Origin of the sequence: Streptomyces sp. NPDC050422 (assembly GCF_044458665.1) — a bacterium.
Lineage (GTDB): Bacteria > Actinomycetota > Actinomycetes > Streptomycetales > Streptomycetaceae > Streptomyces.
Window position 1 is genome coordinate 207,516 of record NZ_JBITIE010000013.1, and the last position, 19,894, is coordinate 227,409.

18 protein-coding genes and 1 riboswitch are annotated in these 19,894 nt (G+C 71.7%); of the genes, 9 read left to right on the plus strand and 9 right to left on the minus strand.

Annotation, left to right across the window (positions count from 1 at the left end):
* Nucleotides 1-17: 17 nt before the first annotated feature.
* Entirely contained in the window at nucleotides 18-830 is an 813-nt protein-coding gene (locus tag ACIBJG_RS22235; protein ID WP_399309684.1) for a tyrosine-protein phosphatase, read from the minus strand.
* A 488-nt stretch (nucleotides 831-1,318) separates the two neighbouring features.
* A riboswitch (cyclic di-AMP (ydaO/yuaA leader) is annotated at nucleotides 1,319-1,471 on the plus strand.
* Between the two features lie 5 nt (nucleotides 1,472-1,476).
* On the opposite strand from ACIBJG_RS22235, the gene ACIBJG_RS22240 reads away from it, so the two are divergent.
* On the plus strand, nucleotides 1,477-2,418 hold the full coding sequence (locus tag ACIBJG_RS22240; RefSeq protein ID WP_399309686.1) for a peptidoglycan DD-metalloendopeptidase family protein: 942 nt from the start codon (nucleotides 1,477-1,479) through the stop codon (nucleotides 2,416-2,418).
* Between the two features lie 225 nt (nucleotides 2,419-2,643).
* Entirely contained in the window at nucleotides 2,644-3,480 is an 837-nt protein-coding gene (locus tag ACIBJG_RS22245; protein WP_399309688.1) for an SGNH/GDSL hydrolase family protein, read from the plus strand.
* A 212-nt stretch (nucleotides 3,481-3,692) separates the two neighbouring features.
* Here ACIBJG_RS22245 and ACIBJG_RS22250 read toward each other — a convergent pair whose 3' ends face one another.
* The 6 genes from ACIBJG_RS22250 to ACIBJG_RS22275 are packed head-to-tail and all read right to left on the minus strand — an operon-like array spanning nucleotide 3,693 to nucleotide 9,872.
* Complete coding sequence (locus tag ACIBJG_RS22250; RefSeq protein WP_399309690.1) at nucleotides 3,693-4,580, minus strand: STM4011 family radical SAM protein; 888 nt, start codon at nucleotides 4,578-4,580, stop codon at nucleotides 3,693-3,695.
* Nucleotides 4,581-4,587: 7 nt separating this feature from the next.
* A complete protein-coding gene (locus ACIBJG_RS22255) occupies nucleotides 4,588-5,964 on the minus strand; it encodes an STM4012 family radical SAM protein (protein ID WP_399309692.1) in 1,377 nt (458 codons plus the stop codon).
* Nucleotides 5,961-6,776, minus strand: a complete 816-nt coding sequence (locus tag ACIBJG_RS22260; protein WP_399309757.1) for an STM4013/SEN3800 family hydrolase — start codon at nucleotides 6,774-6,776, stop codon at nucleotides 5,961-5,963. Before ACIBJG_RS22260 ends, ACIBJG_RS22255 begins: the two co-directional genes overlap by 4 nt.
* 37 nt (nucleotides 6,777-6,813) lie before the next feature.
* Entirely contained in the window at nucleotides 6,814-7,956 is a 1,143-nt protein-coding gene (locus ACIBJG_RS22265; protein ID WP_399309694.1) for an STM4014 family protein, read from the minus strand.
* The gene (locus ACIBJG_RS22270) at nucleotides 7,937-8,911 is read right to left on the minus strand and encodes an STM4015 family protein (protein ID WP_399309696.1); all 975 of its coding nucleotides are present in this window, start codon (nucleotides 8,909-8,911) and stop codon (nucleotides 7,937-7,939) included. The genes ACIBJG_RS22265 and ACIBJG_RS22270 overlap by 20 nt, the downstream gene beginning before the upstream one ends.
* Before the next feature lie 7 nt (nucleotides 8,912-8,918).
* Nucleotides 8,919-9,872, minus strand: coding sequence for an STM4015 family protein (locus ACIBJG_RS22275; RefSeq protein ID WP_399309698.1), 954 nt, complete (start codon nucleotides 9,870-9,872; stop codon nucleotides 8,919-8,921).
* A 177-nt stretch (nucleotides 9,873-10,049) separates the two neighbouring features.
* On the opposite strand from ACIBJG_RS22275, the gene ACIBJG_RS22280 reads away from it, so the two are divergent.
* The gene (locus ACIBJG_RS22280; RefSeq protein WP_399309700.1) at nucleotides 10,050-10,376 is read left to right on the plus strand and encodes a hypothetical protein; all 327 of its coding nucleotides are present in this window, start codon (nucleotides 10,050-10,052) and stop codon (nucleotides 10,374-10,376) included.
* A 71-nt stretch (nucleotides 10,377-10,447) separates the two neighbouring features.
* Nucleotides 10,448-11,449, plus strand: coding sequence for a DUF6745 domain-containing protein (locus ACIBJG_RS22285; protein WP_399309702.1), 1,002 nt, complete (start codon nucleotides 10,448-10,450; stop codon nucleotides 11,447-11,449).
* A gap of 90 nt (nucleotides 11,450-11,539) precedes the next feature.
* Here ACIBJG_RS22285 and ACIBJG_RS22290 read toward each other — a convergent pair whose 3' ends face one another.
* Both ACIBJG_RS22290 and ACIBJG_RS22295 read right to left on the minus strand, forming a co-directional pair.
* Nucleotides 11,540-12,130, minus strand: coding sequence for a TetR/AcrR family transcriptional regulator (locus ACIBJG_RS22290; RefSeq protein ID WP_399309759.1), 591 nt, complete (start codon nucleotides 12,128-12,130; stop codon nucleotides 11,540-11,542).
* A 74-nt stretch (nucleotides 12,131-12,204) separates the two neighbouring features.
* Nucleotides 12,205-13,413: a Glu/Leu/Phe/Val dehydrogenase dimerization domain-containing protein gene (locus ACIBJG_RS22295; protein WP_399309704.1), complete on the minus strand. Its 1,209-nt coding sequence runs from the start codon at nucleotides 13,411-13,413 to the stop codon at nucleotides 12,205-12,207.
* A gap of 341 nt (nucleotides 13,414-13,754) precedes the next feature.
* Between ACIBJG_RS22295 and ACIBJG_RS22300 the strand changes: the two genes are divergently transcribed.
* The 5 genes from ACIBJG_RS22300 (at nucleotide 13,755) to ACIBJG_RS22320 (ending at nucleotide 19,892) form a co-directional block, all read left to right on the plus strand.
* Nucleotides 13,755-14,195 carry a PPOX class F420-dependent oxidoreductase gene (locus tag ACIBJG_RS22300; RefSeq protein WP_399309706.1) on the plus strand — a complete coding sequence of 147 codons (441 nt, stop codon included), beginning with the start codon at nucleotides 13,755-13,757 and terminating at the stop codon, nucleotides 14,193-14,195.
* 99 nt (nucleotides 14,196-14,294) lie between these two features.
* Entirely contained in the window at nucleotides 14,295-15,554 is a 1,260-nt protein-coding gene (locus ACIBJG_RS22305; RefSeq protein ID WP_399309708.1) for an MBL fold metallo-hydrolase, read from the plus strand.
* A 143-nt stretch (nucleotides 15,555-15,697) separates the two neighbouring features.
* Nucleotides 15,698-16,717 carry an ArsR/SmtB family transcription factor gene (locus ACIBJG_RS22310; protein WP_399309711.1) on the plus strand — a complete coding sequence of 340 codons (1,020 nt, stop codon included), beginning with the start codon at nucleotides 15,698-15,700 and terminating at the stop codon, nucleotides 16,715-16,717.
* A gap of 181 nt (nucleotides 16,718-16,898) precedes the next feature.
* The gene (locus ACIBJG_RS22315; protein WP_399309713.1) at nucleotides 16,899-17,612 is read left to right on the plus strand and encodes a C39 family peptidase; all 714 of its coding nucleotides are present in this window, start codon (nucleotides 16,899-16,901) and stop codon (nucleotides 17,610-17,612) included.
* 351 nt (nucleotides 17,613-17,963) lie between these two features.
* Nucleotides 17,964-19,892 carry an ATP-binding protein gene (locus tag ACIBJG_RS22320; protein WP_399309715.1) on the plus strand — a complete coding sequence of 643 codons (1,929 nt, stop codon included), beginning with the start codon at nucleotides 17,964-17,966 and terminating at the stop codon, nucleotides 19,890-19,892.
* Nucleotides 19,893-19,894: the final 2 nt, after the last annotated feature.

The following is a 19,894-nucleotide window of genomic DNA, read 5'->3' on the forward strand; positions in this document are numbered from 1 at the left end:
GCGCGGGCGCCGGCCGGTCAGATCTCGTCGAGAAGGCGCTCGCGCAGCCGCTCCCGTGTCTCCGGGGTGATCTTGAGGCCGTCGGCGAGGTAACGGTCGGTGGTGCCCCAGGTCTCGTCGATGGTGGTGAAGGCGGCGGCGAGGTAGTCGGGGTGGGCGCCGAAGAGCGGGTTGAGCAGCTCCATCACCTCGGGCGACATTCCGGCGGGGGAGGGGTCGCTGCGGCGCACCTTGTAGCGGCGGTGCGCGTCGTTGGACTTGAGGTAGTCGGCCTCGATGGCCTCGCGCTCGACGCCGACGGCGAGCAGGGACACCGCGATCGAGAGGCCCGCGCGGTCCTTTCCCGCGGCGCAGTGCATCAGGGCGGGCACGCTGTCCTCGGCCAGGGCGTGCAGTACCCGGCTGTGCTCGGCCGTACGGTCGAGGATGATCCGGCGGTAGGAAGCGATCATGCGGTCGGATCCCTTGCCGTCGGCCAGGATCGACCGCAGCTCGTCCATGTCGCCGTCGCGCACCATCCGCCAGAACTCGGCGCCGTCCGCCGGGTCGCTGAGCGGGATGCTCACATTGCGTACGCCCGGCAGCTCGACGTCCAGGCCGTCCAGCTTGTGGTCGGCCACGTTGCGGAAGTCGAAGACGGTGTGCAGTCCGAGGCCGGTGAGGAACGCGGCGTCCTCGGCCGTGGCGTGCGCCAGGTGACCACTGCGGTACAGCCGCCCGTACCGCACCCGGCGGCCGTCCGAGGTGGGCAGGCCGCCCACATCACGGAAATTGCGGACACCCGCCAGCTCGGGCTCCGTCGACGGGGTCTGCGGCAGCTGCTGCGTCACGGTCACTCCTGGAGGCTCTGCCGCAGGCGCGTGTCGCCCGCGGGTCCACTCTCGTGACGATACGACATTGATTCCTCGGGCAATCATCTTGGGCGTGCCCGCACTTCGGGCCCGCCCGGCGGGTCGGCGCGCCGGGTCGGCGTGACGGCTGGGAGGGGCCCGATCGGTGTGGATGTCATGACGGGATGGGGCGATGGGCATGACATGTCTGAATTGGGGCTTTTGGATGAACATGCCCCGCTTGCGCGGGAGATGGTCGGCCCCTCGTGAGCGGGATCATATCCGTGACGGTGTGTGGCGGTGGGGCGTCGGGGTATTCCGTGCACCGTGCGGAAAGCCAAGATCCGTAATCCACGGAGTGTGACCGGAATTCCTCGCCGATTTCGCGGAACGGAATCCCGTACGGAACCCGTGGCTTGTTTCCGTCGTCCCGGCTCGCTTACGTTCGCTGCAATCCGGACGGACCGCCTAATCCTGCCGCCGCCCGGAATTCGCACCCACTCACCGCGTGGCAGGAGCGGGGGAACCAGGTAAGCCGCCGACCGGGAATCCGGCCGGCTCGGGGTGAAGTCGCGCCAGTCGCGACCGGACATCTCCAGTCCGAACCCGACAGCTCACCTCGTAGGCGCCGGAGAGGAAAACCTTCATGCCCATATCGGGTAAGCACCGTCGTCCCAAGCCCAGCATCATCGCCCGTGGCGTCGTCGTCGCGAGTGCCGGTGGAGCCGTTATCGCCCTTCCGCTGCTCGGCGCCACCGGTGCCAACGCCGCGGAGCAGGCCGCTCCCGCCACCTCGAAGTCGGCCGCCGCCACGCACGCCACCCCGGCCAAGCCGGTGGCGAACAAGCAGGCCGGCTCCAAGACGTACTCCGTGGTCTCCGGCGACTACCTGTCGAAGATCGCTGCCGAGCACAAGCTCAAGGGCGGCTGGGAGAAGCTGTACCAGGACAACCGCAAGGTCGTCGGTGACGACCCGAGCCTGATCTTCCCGGGCATGAAGCTGACGCTCGGCGGCAAGACCGTGAGCCAGAACTCGACCGCCTCCACGGGTGCCACCACCCCGTCGAAGGCCGCCTCCAAGGCCCCGGTCAAGACCGAGATGAAGGCCTCCACGACCTCGGACTCCTCCTCCGACGCCTCGTCGTCCGAGGAGACCTCGGCCCCGGCCTCCCAGAGCAACGATTCCGGTTACGTGCACCCGGTCCCGGGCAACCACACCACCGCCTACCGCGCCTCCGGTGCCAACTGGTCCAGCGGCAGCCACACCGGCATCGACTTCCCCGTGTCGACCGGCACGAGCGTGAAGGCGATCACCTCCGGCACCGTCGTCACCGCCGGCTGGGGCGGCGCGTACGGCAACGAGGTTGTCATCAAGCACGCCGACGGCCACTACTCGCAGTACGGCCACATGTCCTCGCTGTCCGTCTCGGCCGGCCAGACCGTGACCGCGGGCCAGCAGGTCGGCCTGTCCGGTTCGACCGGCAACGCCACCGGCCCGCACCTCCACTTCGAGGTCCGCACGGGTCCGGCGTACGGCTCGGACATCGACCCGATCGCCTACCTGGCGTCGCACGGGATCAACGTCTGATCCGGGCAACACCGGTCCGGTGACCCGGGCCTGAGCAATGCATGGAGGGACGGTGCGCGGTGGCGCACCGTCCCTCTGCTTATGGCGTCCGGCACTTGGACGTGGGCGCTGGGAGCCGCACTTATTCCCCCTTTACCAAAAACTGACCGGGTGGTCTATCTCACCACCCGTCAACCCCATATTACGGTCGCGTAGGTCACATTCGGCGGTGCAGGATATGCCCTTGTGGCAGACGATTCGAACAACATCCAGCAGGGCGTCATCAACCAACGGGGCGCCATCGGGTCGTACGCGGCGATTGGCGACAGCTTCACCGAGGGAGTCGGTGACCCCGGCCCGGACGGAACCTTCGTCGGCTGGGCGGACCGGTTCGCGGTACTCCTCGCGGACCAGCTCCCGGACCTCGGTGCGGCGACAGGCACCGCTCACGGAAACTTCAGGTACGCCAATCTCGCCGTACGAGGACGTCTCCTCGACCAGATCGTCGAGGAGCAGGTGCCGCGCGCCAAGGAACTCGCCCCCGATCTGGTGAGCTTCTGCGCCGGCGGCAACGACATCATCCGGCCGGGCACCGATCCCGACGACGTGGCCGAGCGCTTCGAGCGTGCGGTGGCCGACCTGACCCGGTCGGTCGGCACGGTCATGGTCACCACCGGCTTCGACACCCGCAACGTTCCGGTGCTGCGGCATCTGCGCGGCAAGATCGCCACCTACACAGCCCATGTGCGGTCCATCGCCGACCGCTACGACTGCCCGGTCCTCGACCTGTGGTCCCTGCGCTCGGTCCAGGACCGGCGGGCCTGGGACAACGACCGGCTGCACCTGTCGCCCGAGGGGCACACCAGGGTCGCACTGCGTGCCGCCCAGGTCCTCGGCCTCGACGTGCCGGCCGACCCGGACCAGGAGTGGCCGCCGCAGGCACAGCGCGGAACCCTCGAAGTACGGCGCGACGACATCCACTGGGCACGCGAGTACCTCGTTCCGTGGATCGGCCGACGGCTGCGCGGCGAGTCCTCGGGCGACCATGTGGAGGCCAAGCGGCCCGACCTGCTGCCGCTCTGAGGGCCCGCCGTCCTCAGAGGGTCCGGTAATTGGGGGGCGGCGTCGCCGGGCCGGTCACGCGCATCTGCGGCGTTGTCGTCAATCACCATGTTCCCCGAGCTCTGGGCTGCGCTCGAGCAGGGGAGGCCCATTCGCCATGCCTCAATCCTCCGCCTTGCAGCTGCACGCGCCCAGCCCCGCTCCTTCACCCACCCCCCAATTACCGGGCCCTCTCAGTCGCCCCGGGGACTCGGGGCGACCGAGGACAGCGGCAGCGCCGGTATGCGCTCCAGCACCCCGCCGGCGAAGACGTCGTACAGCGGCAGCGTCTCCAGGTGCACGTACCCGATGTGGCAGTCGCAGACGGCGAGCGGGCAGGCCCGGGGCCCCAGTGCCGCGCGGTAGCCGCCGTCGTAGAGATTGCCGAGCTCGGCGCGGACGAAGTGGCAGCGGCGCACCGTGCCGTCCCCGTCCACCGAGATCACCGACTCACCGGTCCGGCAGGGCAGACCCGCCGAGCGGTGCGGATGCCGGCTGTAGGGGAACAGCGGGTCGATCTCCGTCCACCGGTCCGCCTCCTCGTCCGTATAGGTGTGCCCCTCGGCGGCGTTGACCCAGAGGTAGACCTCCTCGGGAAGGGCCGCCCGCAGCCGCCGCGCCTCGCCGAGGTGGGCGTCGAGCCCGACGACACCCACGCTGTGTCGGATTCCCAGGGTCACCAGCTCCCCGCACCGCCCGAGGAACCGTTCGTACGGTGTCTGGCCCGGGTGGTACGTGCACCACAGCGCGATCTTGTCGCGGCCCGCGGCACCTGCCGAGGCCAGCCACTGCGTACGGCCGCTGAGGTTCGTCTGGATCGCCACCCGGCTGACGTGCGGCAGCAGGGCCAGCTCCACCACCGCACGGCGGTACCAGGAGCGGACCAGCCCCTCGCCCCACGGGGTGAAGAGCACCGAGATCCGGTCACCGGTCTGCGCTGCCACCCACGCCGTGAAGCGCTCCAGCGCGGCCCGGTCCGCCCGCAGTTGCTCCCGGCTGTCGCGCCGCTTGGCGAACGGACAGTACGGGCAGTCGTAATCGCACGACGCGAGCGGACCGCGGTAGAGGATCGTCAGGTCCATGTGGGCCTCACTTCAGCTCGTACGCGGCCATCGCGGCCCGTACGGCGGGGGAGAAGAGATCGGGGCCCAGGGCGTCCGAGTGGGCGAGCCCCTCGGGCGAGAGGCGCAGCAGGCCGGCGCCCGCAGCGTCCCGGTCGAGCCAGCCCCGGGCGTCGAACCGGGCGAGCTCCTCGGGGAAGTCCTCGTCCGGGTCCGTGCCGAAGCGCTCGCGGTACTCGGACAGGCGCAGGCCCTCGGCCTGCAGGACGGACTGCAGGAGGTGGCGGCGGCGCGCCTCGTCGCCGTCGGTGAACCGGCCCACCTCGGCGTGCGAGAAGTCCTCGGTGGCCGTGTAGCCGTCGATGATCGCCCGCACCTCGCGCATCTCCACCGCGTAGTCGAAGGAGTAGTGCAGCCGCGACGTGTACGAGCGGGCGCCGCAGCCCAGGCCGATCATGCCGTCGGTCTGGCAGGCGTAGTCGTCGGGGCCCTCGGTCCGCGGGGCGCCGGCGCGGCGGAACATCCGCATCGACACCTGCTCGTAGCCGTGGGCGAGGAGATGGTCGCGGCCGGCCCGGTACAACCGCAGCCGCTGCTCGTCCCAGGCCGCGTCCGCCGCGGCCTCATCGGTGGCCTCTTGGGCGTCCCCGAGCCTGCCCAGGCCGGTCAGCGGGCGGACGTAGAGCGGGTAGAGGTACAGCTCCTCCGGCCGCCACCGGAGCGCCGCGTCCAGTGAGGTGCGCCAGCTCCGTTCGGTCTGGCCGTCGATGCCGTAGATGAGGTCGATGTTGAGGACCGGGATGCCGCTGTCCCTGATCAGGCCGAGGGCCGCCTCGACGTCGGACCGCCGCTGCGGGCGGACCGCCGCCCGCGCCTCGGCCTCGACGAAGCTCTGCACCCCGATGCTGATCCTGGTCGTCCCCCGGTCCGCGAGGACGGCCAGCCGGTCGGCCGTGGCGGTCGACGGCGAGGTCTCGACGGAGAGCGGCACGGACCGCAGATCGGCGCCCATGCGCTTCTCCGCGATGTCGCACAGGCGCTCCAGCTCGCCCGCCGTCAGGAACGTCGGCGTCCCTCCACCGAACGCGGCCGCGGCGAAGCGCACCGGTTCCCCGTCGCCCAGCGCCTCCCGCACGGCGGTCGCCTGCCGGTCCAGGGCGTCGAGATAGCGGGTGGTGAGCTCTTCGGGCGCGCCGATCCGGGTGAACAGGTTGCAGAAGCCGCAGCGGACCTCGCAGAAGGGTATGTGGAGGTACAGGGAGAGCGCGTCCTTGCTCTCACCCGCCCACAGGTCACGCAGCGCGGGCCGGCCGGCGGGGTGCTCGGCGAGCCTGGCGTACGCCGTCTTGTGCGGATAGGCGTAGACGTAGCTCCGGTACGGGCGAGTGGTGTGCCGACTGGTCATCGTGCGGTGGCCCCCGGTTCCAGGAAGAAGTGCGCGTACGGAACGGTCCAGACGGATTCGTGGCCGAGCCGGTGACCGGTGTAGCCGTCGTCGCCGTACGCAGTGCCGTGGTCCGAGCAGACGATGGCGAAGGCGCGGCGGCGGCTGCTCGCGGCCGCGAAGAGGCGGCCGATGTGGGCGTCCACGTACTCCAGCGCCGCCGCATGGGTGGCGCGGCTGTCGCCCGCGTCACGGGTGGCGTCCGGCCGGTGGAACCAGTTCGGCTGGTGCAGGGCCGACACGTTGACGAAGAGGAACAGCCGCTGACCGTCCGGGAGATCCCGGACGACCTGCTCGGCGCGGGCCACCTGCGCCTCGAACGAGGTGGGCGAGGCCACGCCGAACTCCGGCTCCCAGTGCGCCTCCTGGAACAGCCCGGGCAGCACCGAGCCCAGCGGCGCCTGCCGGTTGAAGAACCCCACCCCGCCGATACACACCGTGCGGTATCCGGCCCCCGCGAGCGCCGAGACCAGGTCGGGCGCATCGAAGACGAAGGTGCGATCCGCCGTGGTCTCACTGCCGGCGAACCGCGCGGCGAACAGCCGGGGATGCGGCCCCGGGGAGGCCGGCGTGGGCAGGAACCCCGCGAAGATCGCCTGGTGCGAGGCGTAGGTGAAGCTCCCCGGGGCATGCCGTTCCTCCCAGACGCCGCCCGGCAGATGCCTGGCCAGGTTCGGGATGCGCCCGGCGGCGGCGAGTTCCACCGCGACGTCGTGGCGCAGGGTGTCCAGGGTGACGAGGAGCAGATCGTGGCTGCCCACGACCTGACTCATGTCCGGGTCGACGGCGTCGGTGACGCCCGAGGGCGATTCAGGGTGTTGCGCTGACACGGTGGTTCCTTGCTCGCTTCAGTACGGCGGCGATCTGCGCCGCGTAGGTGTCCAGGCCTTCTGCGCCGCTGCCCGGCAGACCGGTCAGCCGCGGCAGCAGATCGCCGAAGGCGTTGACCTCGCCGACGGCGAAGCGCCGCCAGCCGGTGGCGGGGAGGAGGTCCACGCCCACACACAACGTGTCCGGGAAGACGGCGGCCGCCCTCTCGCACACGGCCAGCGCCTCGCTCCAGCTGCCGCCCGCCGCCTCGACGGCGGTCCGCACCTCGTCGAGATCGCCGCGCGCTCCGCCGAGGTGCAGATTGGTCATGGGGGAGCGGCTGGTGCGGACGACGGCATGGGTCGCGCGGCCGTCGACCACCACGACCCGCAGATCCGCGACCCGCCCCCGCTGCGAGGCCTTCGGCAGCCAGCGCTCGACGTGCAGTCCGTCCGGCGCGAGCGCGTCGACGATCGATGCGACCTCCCGCTCCGTCGTGAGGCGACGCACCCGGAGCGAGTTGTAGAGCCGGCCGGCCGGATCCCGCTCGACCGAGGTGGCCGCCCGGATCCGGCCGGGACCGGCAGTCTCCACGGCCATCACCCCGGAGGCGGAGGACCCGTGCGCGGGCTTCACGAACACCCGCGGCATGCGGTGGTCCGCCATCAGCGCACGCACATCGGCCCAGCCCCCCACCGGAGGCACGCCCGGTCCCGATGTCGGCGAGGGGGGAACGGGGACGCCCGCGGCATCCAGGACCCCGTGGCACAGCCGTTTGTCGAAGAGCACCGCGATGTCGCCGGGGCTGTCCAGCAGGCGCGCACCCGCCGTCGTCGCGGCCCGTGCCACGTCCCGTACGGCGGCGGTGAAGCGCGCGTACCAGAGGGCCGAGCCCTCCACCCGCGTCGGGTCGTCGGTCCCGCGCAGCAGGTGGTCGACCTCGGGGTCCTCGCCCGGTGAGTCGATGCGCACGGTCTCCCCGGGCAGGAAGTCCGCCTCGCCCTTCAGCACATCGAGCCAGGACACCGTGCGGGCCCGCGGCAGCCCCGCGGCGCGTACGGCGTCCTGGAAGAGGCCGACCCGGCGGCTGCCGGGATTGCCGACGGCCACCAGCCGCGGCGCGCTACTCGCTGACCGCGACATAACGTGGCTCGTCGTCCTCGGGGTCCCAGTAGTCCGCCTCGTCGAGGTCGACGTGAACGCCCTCGCGGGCACACATCTCCCGGACACGCGACATCACCGGATCGGTGAGGTAGTGGTGGTGCAGATCCAGTGAGGCCAGATGCGTGAGCGGCTGACCGCCGAGAAGTGCCAGGGCGCCCGTGTCGCTGAGCGTTCCCATGGAGAGCGCGAGCGACTCCAGCTGGGCGACGACCGGGGCGGAGGCCACCGCCGCGGCGATCTCGTCCTGGATCTCGCTGTTCTGCAGGCCGAGATGGCGCAGACGGGGAAAGCTGCCGCCGGACAGGATCGGCCGCATGTCCTCCACCGTGGCGTCGCCCCCGTACCAGGAAGCACCGAACCAGAGCTCCAGCCGCTCCAGCGCCGGCAGTTCGCCGGCGGCGACCGCCCGGACGACATGTCCGGGCAGGCCGCCGGACTCGAACCTCAGCGACGTCAGGGCCGTATGCCTCAGCCGGCGCAGCCGCAGCTTCTCCCTCTCGGGAACGGGATCCCCGCCGCCGCGCACCACCAGCTCCTCAAGCTGAGGGAAAGCCTCGATCAGATCGGTGACGTCCGACATCTCCAGCCACGACACCTCGCACTCCTCGCCGACGACATCGGCGAGGAACAGCCCGCGCAGCGCCGGGAAGCGGCTCGCGTGGGAGGCGATCAGCTCGGCCACCGGAGCGAAGGACGTGTAGTCGTCCGGCCACCAGGGGCCGATCAACAGGGACCGGACTCCCGCAGGGTCGACCGTGTCGAGGAAGTGCTGCCAGAGCGCCGGGAATCCCGGCCCCTCCCATACGCACTCCAGCCGCCAGGCCACGGTGTCCGCCGCGGGCAGCGCAGCCGGGGCAGCCTCCTCGTCGCTCGGGGGAGGAAGGGTGAAGACGGGCAGACCGTGGAAGGTCTCGGGGTGCTCGACGTCCGTCATCGGGCACTCACTCCGACACCGTGACGTAGCGGCCCGCTGCCCCGCGGTCGCCCCACGGTTTGCAGCGCTCCGACAGATCGACCCGCACCCCATGCGGCTCCAGGGCCTCCACGACCCGGCGCTCCATGGGCTCGGTGAGGAAGTGGTGGTGCAGATCGAGGACGTCGAGGTGCGTCAGCGGCTGACCCTCCAGCAGGGCCGCCGCGCCCTCGTCGCCGAGTGTGCCGCAGGACAGATCGAGGGTGCGCAGCCGGGCCACGATCGGGGCCGACGCGACGGCGGCCGCGATCTCGTTCTCCACCTCGCTGTTGCGCAGACCGAGGTGGTGCAGGGCCGGGAAGCGCGTCCCCGACAGCAGCGGAGCCAGGTCCGACACGTTCGTGTCGCCCCCGTAGGCGGAGACACCCATCCAGAGGTCGAGCCGCTCCAGCGCGGGCAGTTGACTGTCCAACACCCCGCGCACCACCGCCACCGGAAGCCCGCCGGTCTCGATGGTGAGTGAACGCAGCTTCTCGTGCTTCGTGGCCGGGAAGACGAGTTCGGTACCGCCACGCACCCCGAGCTCCACGAGCGCGGGGAAAGCGCTGAGCAGTGCGGTGACATCGCTCTGCTCGATCCAGGAGATCTCCGCCTCCTCACCCGTCAGATCGCCGACGAATACCGCTTCCAGCGACGTCAGCCGCTCGGCCGCGGCGATGACCAGGCCGATCGGATACGACGACTTCTCCTCGTACGACTCGCCCCACTGCCCGATGATCAGCGCGCGGACACCCGCCGGGTCCACCTCGTCCAGGAACGCGGCGAACTCCTGCTCCCAGGTGCGGTCCTCGTCCTCGTACGGCTCGATCGAGACACGCCAGGCCGCCGCGTCGGCGGCCGGCCGGCGGCTGTCGTTCGTCCCGGACTGGAAATCGACGGCCGGGAGGCCGAGCAACTCGTGCAGGTGGTCCGCATCGGACATGGCTCTGAGCTCCTGATGACGGCGACTGATTGATGTCCGCAAGGTTTATCAAGGCCCACTGACAACGAGGCGACCGGGCCCGGTCCGCCGGCGGTCGTTGAGCCGTGTGTCAGACCCCCGCCGTAGCGTTTTCCATGTGGCCGGCACAGCGGGTGCCGCCGCGGAGGGGAGACGTCTGTGTACCGGCAGGGCGACGTACTGATCATGGCGCTGGAGGAGTCCGCGGTGCCCGCGAACCTGGTGGAGGCACCGGGCGAACTGCGCGACGGGCGCGGCCGGCTGGTCCTCGCGCTCGGCGAGGTCACCGGACACGCGCACGCCGTGCCGGGGCCGGGACGGCTGATCCGGGAGGCCGGGGTGTTCGGCCCGATGCTGCTCCACCTCCCCGACGGCGGACGTGTGGTGCACGAGGAACACGCGGTGATCTCGCTGCCCAAGGGCTGGTTCCGGGTGGTGCGCCAGCGCGAGTACGCACCGGGGGCGGTCCGCATCGTCGCGGACTGAGAAACCGGAAACGTTCAGAAGCTCAAAGCATCAGGCGCACAGGCGCACAGGTACAGGGGACGGGGAAACCGATGCAGTACGTGGACTCTTGGCGGGCCGTGGCGGCGGCGACCGGCGCGGCGGACCGGGGAGCGGCCGAGTACGGGGTGCGGCTCGCCTACCGCAGCGCGGGACTGGCCGAGCCGGCGGAGTTCGTCTGGGCCGAATCGCCCAGGGCCGCCGTCGAGGCGGTGGAGAAGCTGACCGACGCGGGGCGGTCGGTGCGTGACGAGGTACGGACTCGGCCCTGGGCGGAGGAGCGGCGCCGTATGTACGACGAGTTGGGCCCGGGCGGCTGGTCCGCGCTGTGGTCCGCCACCGGCGCACAGCTCTGGGAGAGCACGTCGGCGCTCGCCGACCGCATACGTGCGGGGGTCGTGGCCGACCTGGCCGTGAAGCCCGAGGACGAGTCGGGTGTCCGGCTGGTGCTGCTCGACGCCGTCCTGGGCCAGCACGACGCGGCCTGGCTGGCCGCCTTCGACGGGCGGGGCGACCGGCTCGCCGGCCTCTCCGCCGTCGCGAGGAACGCGGGCTGGTGGTGGCCCTACGAGCGCACCGTGGTGATGAGCGAACGTCCCGATGCGCTGCACCGGGACGAGGCGGGCCGGCTGGACAGCGGTGACGGTCCCGCACTCGCCTACCGCGACGGCTTCGCCCTGTACGCCTGGCGCGGTATGCCCGTCCCCGCCGCATTCCTCACAGGGCTGGGCACGCTGACTCCCGAGCGGATCCGTGCCGAGGAGAACGCGGAGCTGCGCCGCGTGATGCTGGAGTTCTACGGGTACGACCGCTATCTCACCGAGTCCGGAGCCGAACCGGTGCACCGGGACGAGACGGGCGTCCTCTGGCGGATCCCGCTCGAAGGCGACGAGGACGTGGCCATGGTGGAGGTGGTCAACTCCACTCCGGAGCCGGACGGGACGCATCGCACGTACTGGCTGCGAGTGCCGCCGCGCACCAGGACGGCGAGGGAGGGCGTCGCGTGGACGTTCGGGCTCCAGGGTGAGTCCTACGCGCCACTGCGTCAGACCTGACCGGCGCCCTGGGAGGCCGCCGCCACGAAGCCGTCAAGCTGTCGACAAATCGTCAAGCGGTCAACAAGTCGACGACGAGCCGTCAACCTGTCAAGCCGTCAGGGTCTCGTGGTCGATGCCCAGTTCGCGGGCTAGCGCCTCCTCGGTCCACTCCAGCATCGTGGTCCGGGACAGCGGACCCGCGTACGAGGTCATCTGCACCGCCAGGCCGTCCAGCAGCGCGGTCAGCCGCCAGGCGACGGACATGGGGTCGTCGCACTGGAACTCGCCCGCAGCCGCGCCCTCTTCGATGACCTCGGCCAGCTCCGCCTTCCACTGCTGGTCGAGATCGCCCGCGACATTGCGCAGCGCCGGGTCGCGGAGGGAGGCCGCCCAGCCCTCGATCCACAGCCGCCAGCCCTTGGCCTGACCCGTCGGCGCGTACCAGCGCACGGCGGCACGCAGTCTGCGGATCGCGGTGGTGCGTCGGCTCAGCAGCTTGCGCAGATGGGCGAGATCGGCTTCGGCGGCGTGCGCGAAGGCGGCGGCGACCAGCTTCTCCTTGGTGGAGAAGTGGTACAGCACAAGGGCGTTGCTCACACCGAGCACGGATGCGACATCCGCGATCCGTACCGCCGCGACGCCGCGTACCTCGATCTGCTCGACGGCAGCACGCAGCAGCTCCTCGCGTCGCTCCGCCACACCCAACCGCACTCTTGCCACGGCGTCAGCCTAGCCAATGACCGCTCCGGAGCGGTCCGGGGGCGGCACCGTCGTCATCGGTACCAGCCGAAGCGGTCGGCGATCACCGGCAGCCGGTCGGCGACGACAGCGTGCGCTGCCGCACGCGGAGTGCAGCCGTCCGTCGCGGCGCGGGCCAGCACGAGTGCGACGAGGGCGCGCATGGAGCGTCGGATGTGTGCGAAGGCCTCGTCCGCGTCGGCGCCGATGTCGCCGAACAGGGTCCACCACCACCACGCGTTGGTACCGGAGTTGACGACCACGTCGGGCAGCACCGTGATCCCGCGCGCGGTGAGCAGGGACTCGGCCTCGGGCCGGACCGGCATGTTGGCGGCCTCGACGACCCAACGGGCGGTGATCCGGGCCTGGTTCGTCGAGTCGATGGCGTAGGAGACGGCCGCGGGTACGAGCACGTCCGCGTCCTGGGCCAGCCAGGCGTCGGCGGGCAGTTCCTGATCGGTGTCGCGCAGCACGCCGCGGTCCACCGTGCCGTAGGCGTCGCGGGCGCCCAGGAGGGCCTCGACGTCGAGGCCGGCCGGATTCGCGATCGTGCCCTTGACGTCGGCGACGGCGACCACCCGCAGGCCGGCCCGGGACAGGAACCGGGCGGTCGCCCCGCCCATGGTGCCGAGCCCCTGGAGGGAGACCCGGGCGTCGCGGTGGGCGACCCCCGCCCCGTCCAGTGCGGCGAGCGCGGACTCGGCGACTCCGCAGCCGCCGGCCAGCTCGTCCAGGCCGATACCGTCCACCTCGACGGCGAAGGCGTCGGCCAGCCGCCTGCGCGCCCCCGCCTCGTCGTCGAGCAGGGGGTAGACCGCCTGGACGGTGGAGACGAGCCCGGCCTCCACGGCGGCCCGGTCGACGAGGTCCTGGGTGACCCCCAGGTCCTCGCCCGTCGTCCAGACGCTCTCCACGTACGGACGTACCGCACGCAGATAGCGCACCAGGATGCCGTACGCCGCCGGATCACGCGGGTCGCAGTCGATGCCACCCTTGGCGCCGCCCAGCGGTATGTAGCGCGCCCCGGGCCGGTCCGCGTCGAAGTGGAGAGCTTCCTTCATGGTCATGCCGCGCGCCAGCCCGGCCACCTCGTCCAGGGTGCAGCCCGCCCGCATGCGCAGCCCGCCGCTGGACACCCCGCGCACCAGTCGGTCGACGACGAGGTGCCCCTGGCGACCCGTGACGTGGTCCGTCCAGGTCAGCGAGATCAACGGGGTGGGCGGGGACACCGGAGGTGTCGTCATCGGGGGCACTCCTCGGCCATGGTGATCGGGGCGGGCCCGGGGGGAGGTGCCGCGGTCCGGGGAGAGGGCCCGCCGCCCCCGGTGCCGGCCGACGATCAGCTACTGAATCGCCAGTCAGTATTGGGAGGTGGTGCCGCACTGTCAATGCGGCCCGCTCCGCATCGTCGGCCGGTGGCCGGAGTGCGTCTGCCCGACGGGTGCCGGCCGGCACGCGGAACTGCTGTCGGCCCGCGCTCGGCCCAGGTGCCGGTCCGCACCCGGCGGTGGCCGGATCCGGACGTCGTGGAACGAGCCCCCACTCGATGCGGAATCCTGCGGGCGGACCGGACGTTGGATTCGGCATGACGGGATTCGACGCACAGCAGCAGGCGCTGCTACGGCTGGTCGCCGAGGAGGACGGCGGTGTGCTGGTCACGCTCCGGCGGGACGGCAGGCCGCAGCTCTCCAATGTCAACCACTTCTACTACCCCGACGAGCGCATCGTCCGTGTCTCGGTCACCGAGGGCCGGGCCAAGACCCGGAACCTGCTGCGGGACCCGCGGGCGAGCTACCACGTCACCAGCCAGGACCGCTGGGCCTGGACGGTTGTGGACGGCACGGCCGAGCTCACCCCGGTGGCCGCCGATCCCGGCGACGCCACCGTCGAGGAGCTGATCACGCTCTACCGCGACGTCCAGGGGGAGCACCCCGACTGGGACGACTACCGCAAGGCCATGGTCAGGGACCGGCGGATCGTCCTGCGGCTCCACGTCGAGCACGTGTACGGACAGCAGCGTGGCTGAACGGGTCCTCCCGGAGAGCCATCCCGTTGGGTGCTCCGCTCTCGCACAGTCGTCCCCCCTGTCCATAATGAGACGACACCGACTCCCTCAGGAGATCTTGTGACCGGCGCTGACTCCAACCTTCCGCTCCGCACCAGGCTGCGTGCGCTGCGCCCCGCAGCCTTCGGGGCCGACCCGGGTGGCGCCCGTATGGAGCGCATCCGGCGTTCTCCCAACTTCGCCGACGGGGTCTTCCAGAACCCGGTGGGGGCGCGGATCAGACCCTCCGGGTCCGCGCTGGAGTTCGCGAAGGTCTACTTCCGCAAGGAGGAGCGCGTCCTCAGGGCGCCGAGCGGGACCGTGCCCGTGCACGCCACGACCCTCGCCGACATCGCCGAGCCCCCCGCCTCCGGCCTGCGGCTCACCTGGATGGGGCATTCCAGCGTGCTCGCCGAGATCGACGGACGGCGGGTGCTCTTCGACCCGGTCTGGGGCGAGCGCTGCTCCCCCTTCGCCTTCGCCGGGCCCAAGCGGGTGCACCCCGCACCGGTGCCGCTCGGCGCCCTCGGCCCGGTCGACGTGGTGGTGATCTCGCACGACCACTACGACCACCTCGACCTGCCCACGATCCGCTCCCTCGCGGGCACCGCCACGGTCTTCGCGGTGCCGCTCGGCGTCGGTGCGCACCTGGAGCGCTGGGGCGTACCGCTGGACCGGATCCACGAGCTCGACTGGAACGAGTCCACGACCGTCGCCGGGATCAGCCTGACCGCGACGCCCGCCCGGCACTTCTGCGGGCGCGGTCTGCGCAACCAGCAGCACACCCTCTGGGCGTCCTGGGTCGTGGCGGGCCCCGAGCACCGGATCTACCACAGCGGTGACACCGGCTACTTCCCCGGCTTCAAGGAGATCGGCGCCGAGCACGGCCCGTTCGACGCCACCATGATCCAGATCGGCGCGTACAGCCAGTACTGGCCGAAGGACCGGACGGACAGCAAGCCGGAACCCGGCGCCTGGCCCGACATCCACATGAGCCCCGACGAGGGGGTCCAGGCCCATATCGACCTCCAGGGCGACGACCCGTCGGCGGGAGTCATGCTGCCGATCCACTGGGGTACGTTCAACCTCGCCCTGCATCCGTGGGCCGAACCCGCCGAATGGTCCATGCGCGCCACGCAGTTCGCCGGAGTGACGATGGCGGCCCCGCGACCGGGCCAGCCGTTCGAACCCGCCGCCACACCGGCGGTCGAGCCGTGGTGGCGTGCCGTGGCCGCCGAACCGGCACCGGGATGGGGCAACTGGCCCCCGGTGCACGTACAGCTTCCCGGTGGGGCCAAGGCCGCAGCCGCCCCCGAGCGCGACCGGGCTCCCCAGGCGTGAGACGGGCGCGCCGGCTGCCCCGCTGACCCGCCTCCCCGGCGGTGCACCGGGACGGCCGGCGCGGTCACGTCCGGGCCGGGTGGGGCGACGGCCGAGCAGCGGTACGCTGCGGCCCGAGGAGCTCACTTCCCGGGGGAGCGGCCATGCTGCGGGTGCACTTCACGTCCGAGGACCTGGCGAGGGTCAGGGTGGCTCCCGGTCCGGACTTCCTCTGGGAGATCAGCAACAGTGTGCAGACCCTGCAACGGCGCGACGGCGAAAGGGTGTTCGGCGCATGGCGCCGCTGGGTGCGGCCGCGGCTCTCCGACAGCCCCCGGCTGCTGTCCTCGCTCCTGCCTCCGCGCGGCTACTCGCCCGACTTCCTCACTCCCACATCCGGCGGCGCCACACTGCAGGCGGCTCTCGACATCCTGATGAGCACCCCGCGGCCACGGCTGCGGACCGACCTGACCCATCTCGCGTCCTCCTGTCAACTGCCCGGGTGGGTAGGCTCATTGGCCGGAGGCGACACCGATGCGCTGCGTCGGCTGGGCGGAGCCCTGGGTGCGTACCAGCGTGAGGCGCTCGCCCCGTACTGGCAGCGCGTCCACGCCCACGTCGACGCCGATCGCGCCGTCCGGCTGTACAGCCTGCTCGACGGGGGAACCGAGGGCCTGCTGACCGGGCTCGGACCGCAGTTCCGCTGGCGGTCACCCGTCCTGGAGGTGACGTACCCCGTGGATCAGCATCTGCACCTGCGCGGTCGGGGGCTCGTACTCCAGCCATCGTTTTTCTGCTGGCCGACGCCGATCACGCTGGCCGACGGGGACCTGCCGCCCGTTCTGGTCTATCCCATCCACCACGCCCCGGACTGGGCCGAACCGGCTCCCGCCGCCAGGTCCCGTTCCGCCGATGGCGCCGGGCCCCTGGGGCCGCTGCTCGGACACACCCGTGCGGGCATCCTGCGCGCCACCCGCACCGGCTGTTCCACCGTCGGGGCGGCCCGGCTCCTGGACGTGACCCACCCCGCCGTCAGCCAGCACCTGAACGTGCTGCGGGCGGCCGGGCTGGTCGTCACGGTGCGCAAGGCCGGCCGCTCCTTCCACGTCGCGACCGCGGAGGGCAGGGCCCTGCTGGCCGCCGAGGAGCGGTCCCGCCGGTCGCCGGGGTCCGGCGGAGCATGAAGCCCCGGGGGTAGCGGGAAGGGTGTGACGGCCTCTCAAGTCCCGGCGTAAGCCAGGGCTTTCGTCGCTTGCGCCCTTCGTGCGGCAACGGCGACTCTGATTCACGCTGACCCGCACGGCTCAGCGCTTCCCGAACGCACTTCTGCCGCAAGGCCGCCCCCCACCCTCCTCAGGAGCCTTCATGCGCAAGAGACTCGTGTCCGCCGCGATCGCCGTCGCCGCCGTCGGAGCTCTCCTCCAGCCCACCCTGGCCCAGGCGTCGCCCGCACCGCACTCCCCGTCCGTGTCCGTGCTCGCGCACGGTTCGAAGGCCGGTACGGCCGTCGTCAGCGGGCGCAACGAGCCGGGTACCCGGCTGGAGGTCGCCGCCGGACGTACACAGAGCGCCCACTGGCTGCAGATCGACTACCAGGTCCAGGAGACCGGCTACTGGTGCGGTCCGGCCGCCACCCGCATCGCGCTCTCCGCCCGGATGGCACCGCCCAGCCAGGCAGACCTGGCCCGGCAGCTCGGCACCACCCAGAACGGCACCGACCACATCGGCCAGGTCACGAGCGTGCTCAACTCGAACCTCGGCGGGGGCTGGTACGAGACCAAGGAGATGCCGAACGACCCGCCCACCCAGGCCCAGCGGGACCTGCTCTGGTACGACATCGTCTTCGACATCGACCGCAACTACCCGCTGGTGACCAACATCGTGGCTCCGCCCGGCAACCAGCCGCCCGGTTACCCCTCGGACCAGACGATCTACCACTACTTCACCGTCTTCGGCTACGACGAGGTGGACCGCACCGTTCTCATAGCCGACCCCGCCTCCTTCAGCGGCAACCAGATCTACTGGATCTCCTTCGATCAGCTCGCCACGCTGATCCCGCCGAAGGGCTACTCGGCATAACGCCCGCACCCGGCAAGCCCCCTCGACGGCGGTCGAGGGGGCTTGCCGCGTTCGCGGGTGGTACCGCGTTCATGCGGTGCGGTACCGCCGATCGGGTGTCGGCCGGCCGGGTATCCGACCGGCGAAATCGTTCGCTTGTGCGAGAGGTCATACCAGAGCGGGACGGATGGCGGGCAAGTTCCACAACTGCCCGTCGCACCCTCGCGCAAGGCGACTACCGTGTGTGCCCGGTGATCAACGGTGGGCTCATATTCTCCGAGCCTGCCCGGCCGATGACCCGAGAATGACCGACCACCGTAGGTGCCACCACATGAACGCCGATGCCTGGGGCCCCACGTACCGAGGACGCTGATGTCTCAACTTCGCGCACCCGACGCGCGACCGGAACGACGAGAGGGCGGACGGCACGGCCGACCGGGTCCCCGTTCCCACTCGGCCGCGGGCAGGCCGCGCTCTGCCCGGCCGTCTCCCGAGGCGCGCATACGCCCTCAACTCCTGCGCACCGCGGTGCTGCCGGCCGTCGCCGTCGCACTGGCCGGTGCCGCGGCCGTCATCTTCACCGCCCGCTCCGGCGGCGCCCGGCCCTCCAGAGAGCTCTGGACGGCGCTCGGCGCCGCGGGCGCGCTGGCCGTCGCCGCCATGGTGGCCGCCTTCCTGGCCGCCAACCGGGTCGCGACCACCGTCCTCGGCCGCTGCCTGGCCCTGCGCCGGGCCAGCGCACAGGGCCAGGCCGATCTGCAACGGGTGGTGGAACAGCTCCGCAACGGCGAACCCGTACCCGCGCGGCGCCCCCCGCAGCCCGTCGCCCCCGGCAGCGACGCCTTCGAGCTGCTCGCGCAGGAGCTCGGGCGCCAGCAGGAGGGGGCCGTGGGCGCCGTCGTCCAGGCGTTCCGGCTGACGGAGCACTCCGGCGAGGACCAGAAGGTCGAGGTGTTCGTCAACCTCGCCCGCCGCCTGCAGTCGCTCGTGCACCGCGAGATCCAGCTGCTCGACGAATTGGAGCACCAGGTCGAGGACCCCGACCTGCTCAAGGGGCTCTTCCACGTCGACCACCTGGCCACACGCATCCGGCGGCACGCCGAGAACCTCGCCGTCCTCGGTGGCGCCGTCTCCCGGCGGCAGTGGAGCAACCCGGTCACCATGACGGAGGTGCTGCGCTCGGCGATCGCCGAGGTCGAGCAGTACCCCCGGGTCAAACTCGTCCCCCCGATCGACGGCACGCTCCGTGGGCACGCCGTGGCCGACGTGATCCACCTGCTGGCCGAACTCGTGGAGAACGCCACCGTGTTCTCCGCCCCGCAGACCCAGGTCCTGCTCCGCGCCCAGCGCGTCACCGCGGGCCTCGCCCTGGAGGTGGAGGACCGGGGTCTCGGCATGCCGGGCGACGAGCAGAAGCGGATGAACGCCCTGCTGGCCGACCCCGACCAGGTCAATGTCGCCCGACTGCTCCAGGACGGCCGGATCGGCCTGTTCGTGGTGGCGTCCCTGGCCCGCAGGCACGGCATCGCCGTACGCCTCCAGAGCAACATCTACGGCGGCACCCAGGCCGTGCTCGTCCTCCCGCAGTCGCTGCTCGGCGCCGACGAGGACGTGTCCGGCGAGCCCGCCGGCGCTCCGGCCCCGCCACTCGGCCCCGTGCACCGCCCGCCACCCCCGGACGGCACAGCGACCCGCCGCGGCCCGGCCCCCGACCCCGAACCGGAGCGGCGCCCCTACGTACCGCAGCAGCAACTGCGGATGCACCAGGCACCGCAGCAGACGCCGCGCCAGGGCGAGGGCCCCCCGCTCCCGCTGCGTGCCGAACGCCTCGACCGGCCCACCCCCGCCGACGCCCTCCCCGGCATCCGGGCCACCGACGACGCGGTCCCCGTACTCCCCCAGGAGACCGGTGTCGTGCGCGGCACGATGGGGCGGCCCCAGCTCCCCAGGCGGGCCAACCAGGAAAGCCTGGTCCCACAGCTCAGGGAGGCTCCCGCACCGCGTACCGAGGAGGAGCCAACCCTGCACGACCCGGGCCTGGTGGCGGCCTTCCGGCGCGGCATCGATCTCGCCGAAGCACGTGAGGAGTCCGAGGCCGGGACCTCATCGGACGGCGACACCGCGACGGATGCCGACGAGCCGCAGGACATGCGGACCGGCGGGGACGCCCCGGCGCCCGCCCGGGCGCCGCTGGAGCCGCTCCCGGTCCGCGGGGCCGCTCCCGTGGAACTGCTCGGGGCAGGCGCGTACCACAACGACCAAGACCCACTCGAAGCCAACACGAACACCACCAAGGAGTAGAT